General features: G+C 74.7%; 14 protein-coding genes and 1 riboswitch. Of the genes, 9 read left to right on the forward strand and 5 right to left on the reverse strand.

The features are described 5' to 3' along the window. Window positions 1–14 precede the first annotated feature (14 nt). The 4 genes from pknB to thiO form a co-directional block, all read right to left on the reverse strand. Window positions 15–1946: a Stk1 family PASTA domain-containing Ser/Thr kinase gene (gene pknB, locus ACIQR3_RS08405; protein ID WP_403535948.1), complete on the reverse strand. Its 1932-nt coding sequence runs from the start codon at window positions 1944–1946 to the stop codon at window positions 15–17. Window positions 1947–2137: 191 nt separating this feature from the next. Further along, complete coding sequence (locus ACIQR3_RS08410) at window positions 2138–2932, reverse strand: thiazole synthase (protein WP_403535949.1); 795 nt, start codon at window positions 2930–2932, stop codon at window positions 2138–2140. A 5-nt stretch (window positions 2933–2937) separates the two neighbouring features. Further along, window positions 2938–3138 (reverse strand): sulfur carrier protein ThiS, encoded by a 201-nt coding sequence (gene thiS, locus ACIQR3_RS08415; protein WP_403536771.1) that lies wholly within the window; start codon window positions 3136–3138, stop codon window positions 2938–2940. A gap of 2 nt (window positions 3139–3140) precedes the next feature. Further along, window positions 3141–4361: a glycine oxidase ThiO gene (gene thiO, locus ACIQR3_RS08420; protein WP_403535951.1), complete on the reverse strand. Its 1221-nt coding sequence runs from the start codon at window positions 4359–4361 to the stop codon at window positions 3141–3143. Continuing rightward, window positions 4358–4470: riboswitch (TPP riboswitch) on the reverse strand. It overlaps the preceding gene by 4 nt. Window positions 4471–4522: 52 nt before the next feature. Here thiO and ACIQR3_RS08425 point away from each other — a divergent pair. The 6 genes from ACIQR3_RS08425 to ACIQR3_RS08450 all read left to right on the forward strand — a co-directional run bounded on the left by ACIQR3_RS08425 (window position 4523) and on the right by ACIQR3_RS08450 (window position 9621). Further along, entirely contained in the window at window positions 4523–4861 is a 339-nt protein-coding gene (locus tag ACIQR3_RS08425) for a hypothetical protein (RefSeq protein ID WP_403535954.1), read from the forward strand. Window positions 4862–4985: 124 nt separating this feature from the next. Next, a complete protein-coding gene (locus tag ACIQR3_RS08430) occupies window positions 4986–6224 on the forward strand; it encodes an NAD(P)/FAD-dependent oxidoreductase (RefSeq protein WP_403535956.1) in 1239 nt (412 codons plus the stop codon). A gap of 111 nt (window positions 6225–6335) precedes the next feature. Further along, a complete protein-coding gene (locus ACIQR3_RS08435; RefSeq protein ID WP_215167853.1) occupies window positions 6336–6701 on the forward strand; it encodes an Rv2175c family DNA-binding protein in 366 nt (121 codons plus the stop codon). Window positions 6702–6890: 189 nt separating this feature from the next. Then, complete coding sequence (gene thiE / locus ACIQR3_RS08440; protein WP_403535958.1) at window positions 6891–7583, forward strand: thiamine phosphate synthase; 693 nt, start codon at window positions 6891–6893, stop codon at window positions 7581–7583. Between the two features lie 65 nt (window positions 7584–7648). Next, the gene (gene metF, locus ACIQR3_RS08445; RefSeq protein ID WP_403535961.1) at window positions 7649–8572 is read left to right on the forward strand and encodes a methylenetetrahydrofolate reductase [NAD(P)H]; all 924 of its coding nucleotides are present in this window, start codon (window positions 7649–7651) and stop codon (window positions 8570–8572) included. Window positions 8573–8628: 56 nt separating this feature from the next. After that, the gene (locus ACIQR3_RS08450; RefSeq protein WP_403535964.1) at window positions 8629–9621 is read left to right on the forward strand and encodes a hypothetical protein; all 993 of its coding nucleotides are present in this window, start codon (window positions 8629–8631) and stop codon (window positions 9619–9621) included. A gap of 45 nt (window positions 9622–9666) precedes the next feature. Here the strand turns inward: ACIQR3_RS08450 and ACIQR3_RS08455 are convergent, their stop codons facing one another. After that, window positions 9667–11163, reverse strand: coding sequence for a phytoene desaturase family protein (locus ACIQR3_RS08455; RefSeq protein WP_403535967.1), 1497 nt, complete (start codon window positions 11161–11163; stop codon window positions 9667–9669). Between the two features lie 660 nt (window positions 11164–11823). On the opposite strand from ACIQR3_RS08455, the gene ACIQR3_RS08460 reads away from it, so the two are divergent. The 3 genes from ACIQR3_RS08460 (at window position 11824) to ACIQR3_RS08470 (ending at window position 14124) form a co-directional block, all read left to right on the forward strand. Next, the gene (locus ACIQR3_RS08460) at window positions 11824–12429 is read left to right on the forward strand and encodes an SAV_6107 family HEPN domain-containing protein (protein WP_403535969.1); all 606 of its coding nucleotides are present in this window, start codon (window positions 11824–11826) and stop codon (window positions 12427–12429) included. Window positions 12430–12669: 240 nt separating this feature from the next. Then, the gene (locus tag ACIQR3_RS08465; RefSeq protein ID WP_403535972.1) at window positions 12670–13440 is read left to right on the forward strand and encodes a methyltransferase; all 771 of its coding nucleotides are present in this window, start codon (window positions 12670–12672) and stop codon (window positions 13438–13440) included. A gap of 285 nt (window positions 13441–13725) precedes the next feature. Continuing rightward, window positions 13726–14124, forward strand: a complete 399-nt coding sequence (locus tag ACIQR3_RS08470) for a DUF3040 domain-containing protein (RefSeq protein WP_215167860.1) — start codon at window positions 13726–13728, stop codon at window positions 14122–14124. Window positions 14125–14249 lie beyond the last annotated feature (125 nt).

Consider the following 14249-nt stretch of genomic DNA (forward strand, 5'->3'; position numbering starts at 1 on the left):
GGTCGGTGCAGCGGTCAGCGGATCGTCAGGGTGATCTTCGAACCCTTCGGTGCCGTGTCGCCGCCCTCGACGGACTGGCTCTTGACGGTGTCGCCGAACAGGCCGAGCAGCCCGCGGTCCTCCTCGACCTCGAAACCGGCGTCCTCCAGCTCCTGCCGCGCGTCGTCGACGTCGTCACCGACCACGTCCGGGACCTCGATCCGCTCCGGGCCCTTGGAGACCGTCAGCGTCACCGTGTCGCCCTCGGCGACCCGCTCGCCGTCGCCGGGCGACTGCCGCGCGACCTGGCCCGCGTCGTAGTCGTCGGAGTTCACCCGCTCCGTGGCGACCTCCACCTTCAGGCCGGCGTCCGCCAGTTCGGCGCGCGCGTCCGCCAGGTCGTCGCCGGTGACGTCCGGGACGTCCACCGCCCTGCCCTTGCTGACGGTGAGGGCGACGGCCGATCCGGCGCGCACCGTGGTGCCCGCCCCGGGCTCGGTGGAGATCACGAAGCCCTCGGGGACGTCGTCGCTGAAGGCGCGGGTGACCATGCCGGGCTCCAGCCCGTCCTCCTTCAGCACCGACTTGGCCCGGTCCAGGCGGTAGCCCTCCACATCGGCCAGCTCCACCGTCTTCGGCCCGTCGGAGACGGTGAACGACACGGAGTCGTTGTTCCGGATACGGGTGCCCGCCGCCGGGTCGGTGCTGATGACCGCGCCGCGCTCCACCGTGTCGCTGTACGCGTGCTCGATGTCGCCGACGTCCAGGCCGGACTGCTCCAGCCGGGCCTTGGCCTGTGCCTCGGTCTTCTCCAGCAGCGGCGGGACCTCGGTGAACTGGCCCGAGTTGATGTACCAGACGCCCGCGCCGACGCCGAGCGCCAGCAGGACGGCGACGACGATCGCCAGCGGGCCGCGTCGCAGGCCGGGGCCGCGCCGGGGCGGGGGCGGCGGCGGGTCCAGTCTGCTGGTGCGGTCGTAGCCGTCCGCGGCAGGTGCCTCCTCCTCGTTCACCGGCAGCGGACGGATCATGGTCAGCGCGCGCGGGATCACGCTCGTACGGTCGTCCGCGTTGTCGTGCGCGCCGGACAGCGCCTGCGGCGGTACGGCGTCCAGCTGGTCGGCGGTGAGCGCCGCGCGTGCCTCGCGGGCCCGCGCGAGCAGCGCCACCGCGTCGTGCGGGCGGATCTCGGGGTTGCGCGCGGTCGCCGTGGCGACCAGGTCGTCCAGCTCGTACGCCAGGTCCGGCACGGCGGCGGACGGCGGCGGCACGTCCTCGTTGAGGTGCTGGTAGAGCACCTGGGCGGGGGAGTCCCCCTGGTGCGGCTTGGCGCCGGTCAGCATCTCGTACAGGACCACACCGCACGCGTAGACGTCGACGCGCGGGTCGGCGGTGCCGTGCTCGATCTGCTCGGGCGCCAGGTAGGAGACGGTGCCCAGGACGGCGCCGGTGGTGCTGGTGACCGTGTTGACGGCGCGGACCAGGCCGAAGTCGGCGACCTTGACCCGGCCGTCGTCCCCGATCAGCACGTTCTCCGGCTTCATGTCGCGGTGCACGAACCCCGCGCGGTGCGCGGCGCCGAGCGCGGCCAGTATCGGCTCCAGGATGTCCAGGGCGGCCCGGGGCCGCAGCGCCCCGCGCTCGCGCAGCACGTCCCGCAGGGTGCAGCCGGAGACGTACTCCATCGCCAGGTAGACGTAGCCCCCGTCGGTGCCCTGGTCGAAGACCTGGACGACGTTGGGGTGGGCGAGCCGGGCGACCGACTTGGCCTCGCGGATGAACCGCTCGACGAACGTGCCGTCGGCCGCCAGCGTCGGGTGCATCACCTTCAGCGCGAGCACACGGTCCAGGCGGGTGTCCACGGCCCGGTAGACCGTGGCCATCCCGCCGACCGCGATCCGCGCGTCGACGCGGTACCGGCCGTCGAGCTCCTGCCCGACCAGAGGGTCCTGAAGGGTCGTGTCCACGCAGGTGAGTGTACGAGCCGTCGCTGACAGACGGCTGTGTACGAGCGCCCAGCGGGTGCTGCCGCGACCGTCCTGTGACGCACCCCACGCGGCGACCGGCCGGGCGGCCGCCGCCGCGCCCCGGGTCGGAACGCGGGCGGCTTCGGGTCGGAACGCGGGCGGCTTCGGGTCGGAACGCGGGCCGCTCCGGATCAGAACGCGGGCCGCTCCGGGTCCAGGGCGGCCATGCCGGACGTCGGGGAGGACGCCTCGGCGAAGTGCCGGCGCGGGATGCGTCCCGCCCGGCGGGCCAGCCGGCCGGCCTCCACCGCGTGCCGCATCGCCTCCGCCATGAGGACCGGCTCCTGCGCCCGGGTCACCGCCGAGGCGAGCATCACACCCGCGCAGCCCAGCTCCATCGCCAGCGCCGCGTCCGACGCCGTACCGGCCCCGGCGTCCAGGATCACCGGTACGCGCGCGTGCTCGACGATCAGCTGGAAGTTGTGCGGGTTGCGGATGCCGAGCCCGGAACCGATCGGCGAGCCCAGCGGCATGACCGCCGCGCAGCCGACGTCCTCCAGCTTCCGCGCCAGTACCGGGTCGTCGTTGGTGTACGGCAGCACCGTGAAGCCGTCGTCGACCAGGGTCTCGGCCGCGTCCAGCAGCTCGACCGGGTCCGGCAGCAGGGTGCGCTCGTCGGCGATGACCTCCAGCTTGACCAGGTCGGTGCCGAGGGCCTCGCGCGCCAGGCGGGCGGTCAGTACGGCCTCCCCGGCGGTGAAGCAGCCCGCCGTGTTGGGCAGCACCCGGATGCCGAGCCTCTCCAGCACCGACAGCACCGACCCGTGCACGGAGGGGTTCACGCGCCGCATGGCGACCGTCGTCAGGTCGGTCCCGGACGCCACCAGGGAGCGCTCCAGCACGTCCAGGCTGGGCGCCCCGCCGGTGCCCATGATCAGGCGGGACGTGAAGGACGTACCGCCGAGGACGAAGGGATCGTCGGCCATGGTTCTCAGCCTCCTTGCACGGCGGTGAGTACTTCGACGCGGTCGCCGTCGGACAGCGCGGTGTCCGACCACCGCGCGCGTGGGACGACGGTTTCGTTGAGGGCGGCGGCCACCCCGGACGGCGCCTCCGTGAGGGTCCGTACGAGGGTGTCGAGCGCCGTCCCGGGGGCCACCTGGCGCGGCTCCCCGTTGACCGAGATGCTGATGCTCATGCGGGCTGCTCCGTGGGTGCGGGGGCGGGCGCCTGGACGGGCGCCTGGACGGGCGCCTGGACGGGCGCCTGGGTGGTGCCGAACCGGCCGGGGGTGAACGGGCGGGCCTCCTCGGGCAGCTCGCCGGTGGTCAGGACGTGCGCCATGACGTCGCCGGTGACCGGGGTGAGCAGCACGCCGTTGCGGAAGTGCCCGGTGGCCAGCAGCAGGCCGGCCAGGGCGGTCGGGCCGAGCAGCGGCGCGTTGTCCGGGGAGCCGGGGCGCAGTCCCGCGAGGGTCTCCGTCAGGGGCAGCTCGGTGATGCCCGGGACCAGCTCGTGGGCGTCGCGCAGCAGCTCGTAGACGCCGCCGGCGGTGACGGTCGTGTCCCAGCCCAGCTCCTCGCTGGTCGCGCCGACGACGAGCTCGCCGCTGACGCGGGGCACCAGGTAGAGCGGGTTGCCGCGCACCACCGCGCGGACGGTGCGCTGGAGCAGGGGCGGCCGTCCCGGCGGCATCGTCAGCCGCAGCACCTGGCCCTTCACGGGCCGCACCGGCGGCAGCACCCCCTCCGGCACGCCCGCCAGACGGCCGCTGAGGCTGCCCGCGGCCAGGACGACCTGCCCGGCCGCCAGGGCGGTGCCGTCGGCCGTCACGACGCCCGTGGCGCGGTCCCCGGCGACGGTGAGCCGCTCGGCCGTGGTCCGGTGGAAGCGCACGCCCGCCCGTTCGCAGGCGGTCAGCAGCGCCGCGGCCAGCCGCCGGGGGTCGATCTGGTGGTCGCCGTCCACCCGGAGCCCCCCGCGCACGCCCGGCGCGAGCATCGGCTCCAGGCGCCGGCAGTCACGCCCCGACAGCCACTCGGACTCCAGCCCCGACTGCCGCTGGAAGGCGTGCAGCTCCCGCAGGTGCGCCCGGTCGTCGGAGTCGAGCGCGACGGCGAGGGTGCCGCAGCGGCGGTGGCCGAGGTCGTGCCCGGTGGCCTCGGACAGCTCCGCGGCGAAGGCGGGGTAGCGGCGGACCGAGGCGAGGTTCAGGGAGAGCAGGGTCTGCTCGCCATAGTGCAGTTCGGTGACGGCGGCCAGCATCCCGGCCGCCACCCGGGCGGCCCCGCCGCCCGGCGCCGGGTCCACCACCGCCGTGACCAGCCCGCGCTGCGCGGCCCGCCACGCGGTGACCAGGCCGATGATCCCGCCCCCGACGATCAGGACGTCGGGGGTCCCCAACCTGTTCGACATGGGTGCTGAACCCCTCCCTTCGCCGGCATGACCCGGATCAGGTTCGTACGGTCGGAGGCCGCCAGCCTCCCTCTCAGCCCGGTGCGTCCGGGCTCCCGCGAGTGCCTTACGTTGGCCACCCTAACTGTTCGATGTCCGCCTCTGTAAGGGAGTGTCCGCCGGTGGCACGTTCGCTTGACGGTCTCGTGTTCGCCCCGGTCGCCGACCAGGCACCCGGCCAGGTCGGCACCCGTACCCGCTTCGCCTACCACGAGCAGGACGGCGCCGTCTGGGCCGAGTACGCCGGCGGCGACGTGGTCCGCGGGCACCTGGTGGGGACGCGCGAGGGGGACCGGCTCGACTTCCGGTACGTGCAGCTCAGGACGGACGGCTCCACGGCCGGCGGGCACTGCGTGTCGCATGTCGTCGGCCTGCCGGACGGGCGCGTGCGGCTGGAGGAGAGCTGGGAGTGGGAGTCGGCGGAGGGCAGCGGGACCAGCGTGGTGGAACAGGTCCGGTGACGGCGAGGGCCGGCGTGCGGCGGGTACGGCAGGCGCCGGCGTGCGACAGGTGTGCGGCAAGTGTGGAGCAGGTCACTGAACGTGCCCCCTGACCGACAGTGAGTCAGGTGTCTAAGGTGATCAGGTGAGCGAGCAGACGCAGGAGCGAGGCGGCTCCGCGCGGCGCGTGGTCGTCGTGGGCGCGGGCATGGCCGGCGTGCAGACGGCGGTCGCCCTGCGCGAACGGGGCTTCACCGGCACCGTCACACTGATCGGCGCCGAACCGCACCAGCCGTACGACCGGCCCCCGCTGTCCAAGGCCGTCCTGCTGGGCACCGCCGAGGGCTCCGCCTTCGACGTCGACTTCGAGGCGCTCGGCATCGAGCTGCGGCTCGGGCAGGAGGCGCTGGGCGTCCGCCCCGGCGCGCACCTGCTGGACACCTCCGCGGGGCCGGTGCCGTACGACTCCCTGGTCCTGGCGACCGGCGCCGAGCCGCTGCGGCTGCCCGGCGCCGAGGGCGTCCCCGGCGTTCATCTGCTGCGCACCCTGGACGACGCCGAGCGGCTGCGTCCGGTGCTCGCCCGGCAGCACGACATCGTGGTCGTCGGCGCGGGCTGGATCGGCGCCGAGTTCGCCACCGCCGCGCGGGAGGCCGGGTGCGCGGTGACCGTCGTGGAGGCCGCCGGCCGGCCGCTCGCCGGGGCGCTGCCCGCCGAGGTCGCCGCCCCGATGGCCGACTGGTACGCCGACGCGGGAGCGGTGCTGCGCACCCACGCGCGCGTGGAGCGCGTCGAACCGGGCGCCGTGGTCCTCGACGACGGCACGCGCGTGCCCGCCGGCGCGGTCGTCGTCGGCATCGGCGCCCGGCCCGCCACCGCCTGGCTGGCCGGCTCCGGGATCGCGCTCGGCCCCCACGGCGAGGTCCTGGCCGACGACCGCCTGCGCACCACCGTCCCCGACGTCCACGCTGTCGGCGACTGCGCCTCCTTCCCCTCCGGCCGGTACGGGGAGCGGCTGCTCGTGCACCACTGGGACAACGCCCTCCAGGGGCCGCGCACGGTGGCCGCCGACATCATCGGCGCCGCCACGGGGGAGCCGGCGCCGGTGTACGACCCGGTGCCGTACTTCTGGTCCGAGCAGTTCGGCCGCTTCGTCCAGTACGCCGGGCACCATCCGGCCGGCGACACCCTGGTCCGGCGCGGCGACCCCGCCGGACCCGCCTGGACCGTCTGCTGGCTGCGCGCCGACCGCCTCGTCGCGCTGCTGGCGGTGGGCCGGCCCCGGGACCTGGCCCAGGGGCGTCGGCTGATCGAGTCGGGCGCGGCGCTGGACGCCCGGCTCCTGGCGGACCCGGCCAGGCCGCTGAAGTCGGCGGTGGCGTGACGGGGGAGCGGGGTCGCGGGGCGAGGGATCACGGGGCGCGGTCCCGGCTCGTCCGCGCTGGTCGGAGGGGTCCGGCTTCCGCGTGTCAGTGGCAGATGGCAGGCTTGAGGGGTGACCGAGATTGACGCAAAGATCGATGCTCTCGTCCCTGCCTGGCTCACCCTTCCCGACATCGCCGAGATGCTCGACGTCGAGGTGACCCGGGTGCGGCAGCTGGTCAAGGACGGCCAGCTCATCGCCGTACGCCGCGGTGAGAACCGCGCGCTGCACGTTCCCGCGGCCTTCATCGACGGCGACAAGGTCGTCAAGGGCCTGTCCGGGACGCTGACGCTGCTGCGGGACGACGGCTTCACGGACGAGGAGATGCTGGAGTGGCTCTTCACGCCGGACGACAGCCTGCCCGGCACGCCGGCGCAGGCACTCAGTGAGAATCGCGGCACGGAGGTGAAGCGCCGCGCCCAGGCGCTGGCCGTCTGACCTGCCCGCCCGGCCCCGTCCGGCGTGCGCGTGCGGGCGTCCCGCACGCCGTCGGGCGGGGCCGACCCGGCGGGGCCGCCCCACCCGAACGGGGCCGCTCACCCTCCATCACCCACACGGGGCCCATCACCCACACGGGATCCATCACCCACACGGGATCCATCACCCACACGGGGGGACGCACCACCCATGCCCGAAACCGCCGCCACCACCGCCCGAGCCCGCCTCGCCGACGCCCGCCTCTACCTCTGCACGGACGCCCGCAAGCGCCAGGGCGACCTGCCGGAGTTCCTGGACGCGGTGCTGGCCGGCGGCGTCGACATCGTGCAGCTGCGGGACAAGGGCATGGAGGCGGCGGAGGAGCTGGAGCACCTCTCCGTGTTCGCCGAGGCCTGCGCCCGGCACGGCAAGCTCCTCGCGGTCAACGACCGGGCGGACGTCGCCCACGCCGCCCGCGCCGACGTACTCCACCTCGGCCAGGGCGACCTCCCGGTGCCCGCCGCCCGCGCGATCCTCGGGGACGAGGTCCTCATCGGCCGCTCCACCCACGCCGAGTCCGAGGCCGCCGCCGCTGCCGCGCAGGACGGCGTGGACTACTTCTGCACCGGCCCCTGCTGGCCCACCCCCACCAAGCCCGGCCGCCACGCCCCCGGCCTGGACCTGGTCCGGTACGCCGCCTCCCTCCGCACCGACCGCCCCTGGTTCGCCATCGGCGGCATCGACCTGGGCAACCTGGACCAGGTCCTCGACGCGGGCGCCCGCCGGGCCGTCGTCGTCCGCGCGCTCACCGAGGCCGACGACCCGGGCGCGGCGGCGGCCGAGTTCGCCGAGCGGCTCAGGAGTGCCGGGAGCGCCGCCGATGTCCAAGGGATGGACAAGTAACCGACAATAGGGACATTTTTTCGACTCCGGTTGGGTGACCGGGGGCCCCTGGTTAACCTGCCGGTATGGCCCTCGGAACGGCATCCACCAGGACTGATCACGCGCGCACCGTTCGCGACATGCTCGCGACCGGAAAGACGACGTACTCGTTCGAGTTCTGGGCGCCCAAGACGGAGAAGGGCGAGCGCAACCTCTGGAACGCGCTCCGCAGGGTCGAGGCGGTGGCCCCCAGCTTCGTCTCCGTGACCTACGGCGCCGGCGGCTCCACCCGCGCCGGCACGGTGCGGGCGACCGAGCGGATCGCCTCGGACACCACGCTCACCCCGGTCGCGCACCTCACCGCCGTCAACCACTCCGTCGCCGAACTGCGCAACATCATCGGGCAGTACGCCGACGCCGGCATCCGCAACATCCTCGCCGTGCGCGGCGATCCGCCCGGCGACCCGATGGGCGACTGGGTGCCGCACCCCAAGGGCCTGACCTACGCCGCCGAACTCGTCGAACTCATCAAGGAGTCGGGCGACTTCTGCGTGGGCGTCGCCGCCTTCCCGGAGATGCACCCGCGCTCCGCCGACTGGGACGAGGACGTGACGCGCTTCGTCGACAAGTGCCGGGTCGGCGCCGACTACGCGATCACGCAGATGTTCTTCCACCCCGAGTCCTATCTGAGACTGCGTGACAAGGTCGTCGCGGCGGGCTGCGAGACCCCCGTCATCCCCGAGGTCATGCCGGTGACCAGCGTGAAGATGCTGGAGAGGCTGCCGAAGCTCAGCAACGCCGCGTTCCCCGATGATCTGAAAGAACGGATCCTCACAGCAAAGGACGATCCGACCGCTGTACGCTCCATTGGCATCGAGTTCGCCACGGAGTTCTGCGCGCGGCTGCTGGCCGAAGGTGTGCCCGGGTTGCACTTCATCACGCTCAACAACTCCACGGCGACGCTGGAAATCTACGAGAACCTGGGCCTGCACCGCTCACCGCGGGCCTAGACCGGCCGCACGTACATACGACACACTGCGTAGCGGTCACTGGGAGAGGGGCGTACATGGGCTGGGCGGTCCTCTACATCGCGTTCGGCATCGTCGCGCTGTGGCTGCTCGGTGAGGTGCTGCTGCAGTACAAGGCGCGCCTGCGCTGGCGGCTGCTGGCCTTCGCCGGATTCCTCGGCGTCGTGCTCGGCGTGCTGATCCCGTCGGTCGTCGTCATCGCGCTCGGCGCCATCGCCTTCGCGATCGGCCAGACCTACGTCACCCTGTCGTTCCGCCGCGGCTTCGCGGAGGGATGGGCCGTCCAGGCCCCGGCGGGCCTCGTCGGCAGCAAGCGCCGCCGCCCCGATCCGGACCGCCGGGAACCGGAGTCGGAGGCCTCGGGCCCGGAGGCGGCCGAGCCGGGTCCCGGCGACGAGCACCCGCCCGCCGGCCCCGCCGGCGCCTCCTCCCTCCAGGACACCGCCGCGTACGGCTACCCGGGCGACGACCAGGACGACGTGTTCGCCTCCGGGCGACCCACCGACACCCCGGCCGAGGGCACCCCCGTCTACCAGCCGCTGCCGATGCCCGACGACACCGGCACCTACGGCACCTACGACACGGCGGGCTACGGCGGCCAGGACCAGCAGCAGGCACCGGCCGCGCAGACCGCGGACGGCTCCTACTCCTACGACTACTCCGGCTACGGCCAGCAGCAGTCCTACGGCTACGACACCACCGGCCAGGAGCAGTACGCCGCCTACTCCGACCCGTACATCGGCACCCACACCTACGGCGGGACCGGGTACGACACCGGCTACGACACCACCGGACAGCAGCAGGGGTACACCCCGCAGGGCTACGGGCAGCAGGACCAGTACGGCACCGGCGGCTACGGCGAGACCCCGGCCGGCGGGGTGTGGGTCCCGCAGCAGCGCAGCACCGACGACGCGTACGGCGGCGACCTCCCGCCGGAGCAGCCCTACCCCTACCAGGGGGACGGGCAGCACGGGTCACACGGGCAGCCGCAGGGCGGCCAGGGGTACGACGAGCAGCAGTACCGGTACTGACCCGGGGCCCGGCCCCGCCCCGGCGGCCCGGACGACCGGCCCGCCTCACTGCGAGCCGCGGAACTCCGGCCCCTCCACGATCAGCCCCGCGACCAGCGCGCCCGACATCCCCGCGTGCGGCAGCCCGCCGCCCGGATGGGACCAGCCGCCCACGGTGAACAGGCCGCCCACGCGCGTGGTGTTCGACGGGTGCAGCAGCCGCCCGCCGGCCGCGGCCAGGGCCGGCGCCGGAACCGCTCCGCCCTCGGCGCCGGTCGCCTCCGCGACGTCCGCCGGGGTGCGCGTCTCGTGCCAGAGCAGGCGGTCGCGCAGACCGGGGACCGCGCGCTCGGCGACGGCCATCAACTGCTCGGCCCGTTCACCGTGGTCCGCCCCGTCCGCCGCCGGCACCACCGCCGTGAGGACGGCCGCCTCGTGCTCCGCGTCCGGTGCCAGCGCCGGGTCGTCCGGCCGCAGCACCGTCACCGTCGGCCGCGCGGTCGTGCCGGGGGCGTCGCCGAACAGGGCGGCCAACTCGGCGTCCCGGTCCGGCGCGTGCACCACCGTGCGGTGTGCGACGCCCTCGGGCCGGCCGCCGCGCAGCGCCAGCAGCACCGTCAGCCGGCTCGCCCCGCCGCGCCGCGCCGGGACCTCGCCGGCCTCGCGTATCCCCGCGCCCCCGGTGAGACGGTCCAGCACGCCGGGCGCGACACCGGCGACCACGAAGTCGGCCTCCGCCACCGTGCCGTCCGCCAGCTCCACGCCCGCCGCCCGGCCGTCCTTCTCGGTGACCGCCGCGACCTCGGTGCCGAAGCGGAACTCCACCCTGCGGGCCAGGCACCGCTCGTACACCGCCCGCGCCAGCTCGCGCAGCCCGCCGCGGACGTACCAGACGCCGAAGGCATGCTCCATGTACGGCAGCACCGCGGCGCTCGCCGGAGCCGTACGGGGATCAAGGCCGTGGGCCAGGGCGTGGCTCTCCAGAAGCGCGGCCAGCCGGGGGTCGCGCAGCTCCCAGGCGCCGACCTCGGCGAGCGTGCCGGCCCGGCGGGTGCGCAGCAGCCGCTTGTGCGGGACGGCCGGGTAGGGCTCGCGCTCGCCCAGCACCCGCCAGTCGGGCCACAGCGGCTCCTCCAGCAGCGGCCGGCGCGTCCGGTCCCAGGCCTCGCGGGCCCGCACCAGGAAGTCGCCCCAGCGCTGGCCGGCGCCCGCGCCGAGCGCCGCGTCCAGCGCGCCGACGACGCCCGCGCGTGAGGCGTTGGGCAGCGCCACCTCGGTGCCGTCCGCGAAGACGTGCCGGGACGACGGATCGACCTGGACCGTCTCGACGCACCGCTCCAGCGGCTCCTTGCCGGTCTTGACGAAGAGGTCCCGCCAGACCGCGGGCAGCGGCAGCAGACCGGGACCGGTGTCGAAGGAGAAACCGTCCCGCTCGAAACGGCGCACCGCCCCGCCGTACGTCCCGGTGCGCTCGTACACCGTCACCCGGTGGCCCGCGACGGCCAGCCGGGCCGACGCCGCCAGCGCGCCCATCCCGGCGCCGATCACCGCAATCCGTGCCATGCCAGGGACTTTATCCGCCACCGCTGACAATCCCGTCGGGAGGGCCCTGACCTGCGGTCTTCCATGACGTACCGGGCCGGGGGAGTACCGGAGCGGACGCGGTGCGCACCAGACGCGGGCGGACAGGCGTGGGGAGGGGTGCGCAGGGCTGAGTATCCGTACCTAGGCGGACAGTTGAGTACCCGCACGGATGGGGGCCGACCTGCGGAAACGAGAGAGTGAGGGCACGGAGAGGGGCACGGCCGCAACACCGGCGACACGGGGCGCCGGAGCGGCGGCCGGGCCCACGATCCGCTCCTTCCGCCGGCCGAGTCCGGCGGGAGCGAGGCACGGGGGAACCCGGAGGACGGCCGTACGGGGGAGCGTGAGGCGGTCCGCCGGGGGAACGTACGGGGGACGTACGGGGGAGCAACAGGGAGCGCCGGTCCGGCGGTGGCCCGCGGGGGACGCGGCCACAACGGACCGGCGCTCTCCCGTGTGTCCGTCCGCCCGCCCGCCCCGGACCGGTCACCGTCGTGCCCCCGGGCACCACCCGACGCGAACTCCCGCACGAACTCCTGATCGAGGCAAAAGTCCAGGTCGGAACGGATTGTCAGTGCCATACCCCACGATGGGTACTCACGGCACCCGTGCCGTCACACAGACGACAGGAGGTTCGTCATGGCCAACCCCTCCGCGGCCGCCGCCCGCCGGCGCCGCGCCACCGGCCCTGCCCCCTCACTGACCGGCCCGGCGAGCGATGTGCACCCCGTGCTGCGCCGGGCCACGGCCCCGCCCGCCGCCCTCGACCTCCTCGCCCGGGCCCACGCCGGACTGGACGAGGCCACCGCCCTCGAAAGCCCCAACGAGCGGTACGCGCGGGCCCACCTCGCCGCCCTGCGTACCGCGGCCGCCGTGCTCGCGGCCCGGGGCCGCCCGGAACCCACGCCCAGGGCCCGGGCCCGGATCCGCAGCGCCTGGGAGGTGCTGCCCGAGATCGCGCCCGAGCTGACCGAGTGGAGCGCGCTGTTCGCCTCGGGGGCCCGGCGCCGCGCCCGGGCCGAGGCGGGCATCAAGGGCGCGGCGAGCAGCCGGGACGCCGACGACCTCGTGCGCGACGTGGCGATGTTCCTGCGCCTGGTGGAGCGGATGCTGGTCCTCCAGCCGGTCCTCCCGCAGCCCCGTGCCGACGGCGACCGGGCGGAGAGCGGCGGGCCCCCCGGCCCCGGTGACCCCCGGGACGGCGCTCCGGAGCCCCCGGGGTGCGGCCTGCCGGACGCGGGGTGACCCTCGGATCCCGCCCCGATCCCGGATCTGATCCAGGGCCTGATCCCGGGCCTGATCCCGGGCCGTTCGCCCCCGGTGGCACGTGGCACCACCGGAGTGACCGGGCAGGGCGGAGGAGGTCATGGGGAGGCAATAGGGTGGGAGACGCCTGAAGTCTCCCCCCTTCCCCACCGGGCAGAGGGGAGGCAGCCCGTTCGCTCCGCCGCGCAGAGGCGGTGCCGCGCCGAGGAGTCAACTGCCGTGTCGGACCCGTCGCGCCCCCGCGCCTCCCTCCGTACCGCCGTGGTCTGGGAGGTTCTCAGGGACGCCCTCGACCGCCGCGTCAAGGCCACGGGACGGCCGGCGCTGGACGTCCTCGACACCGGGGGCGGCAGCGGCAACTTCGCCGTGCCCCTGGCCCGTCTCGGCCACCACGTCACCGTCGTCGACCCCAGCCCCAACGCCCTGTTCGCCCTGGAGCGCCGGGCCGCCGAGGCGGGCGTCGACGACCGGGTGCGGGGCGTGCAGGGCGACGCCCACGGCCTCTTCGACGTGGCCGAGCGCGCCGGGTACGACGCCGTGCTCTGCCACGGCGTCCTGGAGTACGTCGACGACCCGGCCGAGGGCGTCCGCAACGCGGTGGCCGCCCTGCGCCCCGAGGGCGTCCTCAGCCTGCTCGCCGCCGGTCTGGGCGGCGCGGTCCTCGCCCGCGCCCTCGCCGGGCACTTCACCGAGGCCCGGCAGGCCCTCGGCGATCCGGACGGCCGCTGGGGCGCCGGCGACCCCGTCCCGCGCCGCTTCACCGCCGAGCAGCTCACCGCCCTGGTCGAGGGCGCGGGCCTTACCGTCGGCGCCGTCCACGGGGTGCGGGTCTTCGCCGACCTCGTCCCCGGCGTCCTGGTGGACACCGAGCCCGGGGCCCTGGACGCGCTGCTGAAGCTGGAGGCCGCCGCGGCCGAACTCCCGGCCTTCCACTCCGTGGCCACCCAGCTCCACGTGCTCGGTGAGACCCGGGGGACCGACGGGACCTGAAGGGTCTGAGCCACCTGGCGGGATATGGCCCTGATCAGCTACTTGCGTGCACATGGAGTACGCCACAGGCCCCCCGAACGGGGGCCCGGCGCCGTATGATCGAGGGAGACCGTCCGGCATGACGGACCGGCTGCCGGGGAATGGAAATCCTGCGGGCCGGGACGCCCATGGCGGAAACCGGTTGGCCAATTGGCGTAGAGGGGCGGGTTTCACGGGGGCGATTCCCTGCCTATCCTGAAGGGACCCCCCGGGTCGCCCCGGCGACTGCACGATGAGGAGGACGCCGTGCCGCTCTCGGAGCACGAGCAGCGCATGCTCGAGCAGATGGAGCGAGCGCTGTACGCCGAAGATCCCAAGTTCGCGACAGCGCTCGAGGGAAGCGGGCTGCGTACGTACACCCGGCGACGGGTCTACCAGGCGGTCGCGGGCTTTCTCGTAGGTATCGCACTCCTCATGGCCGGAATGGTCGCCAAGCAGGTCTGGCTCAGCGTGGTGGGGTTCCTCGTCATGCTGGGCTGCGCGGTCCTCGCGGTGACCGGCTGGCGCAAGGCCCCCAAGCCGGGCGAGCAGCCCGCCGCCGGAGCCGCGCCCCAGGCACGCCGCCAGGGACGGCCGAAGCGCTCGATGATGGACCGCATCGAAGAGCGCTGGCAGCGCCGCCGCGACGAGCAGGGCGGGCACTGACCGCGCTGACCGGACCGGGCCGACGGCCCGGACGGCATGATCGACGACATGAGTGAGGGGGGGGGCCCCCCCCCCCGGGCGCCCCCCCCCCGGGCCCGGCCCCCCGAACTAGTGATGGCCCCCCG

Origin of the sequence: Streptomyces sp. NPDC090994 (assembly GCF_044768905.1) — a bacterium.
Lineage (GTDB): Bacteria > Actinomycetota > Actinomycetes > Streptomycetales > Streptomycetaceae > Streptomyces.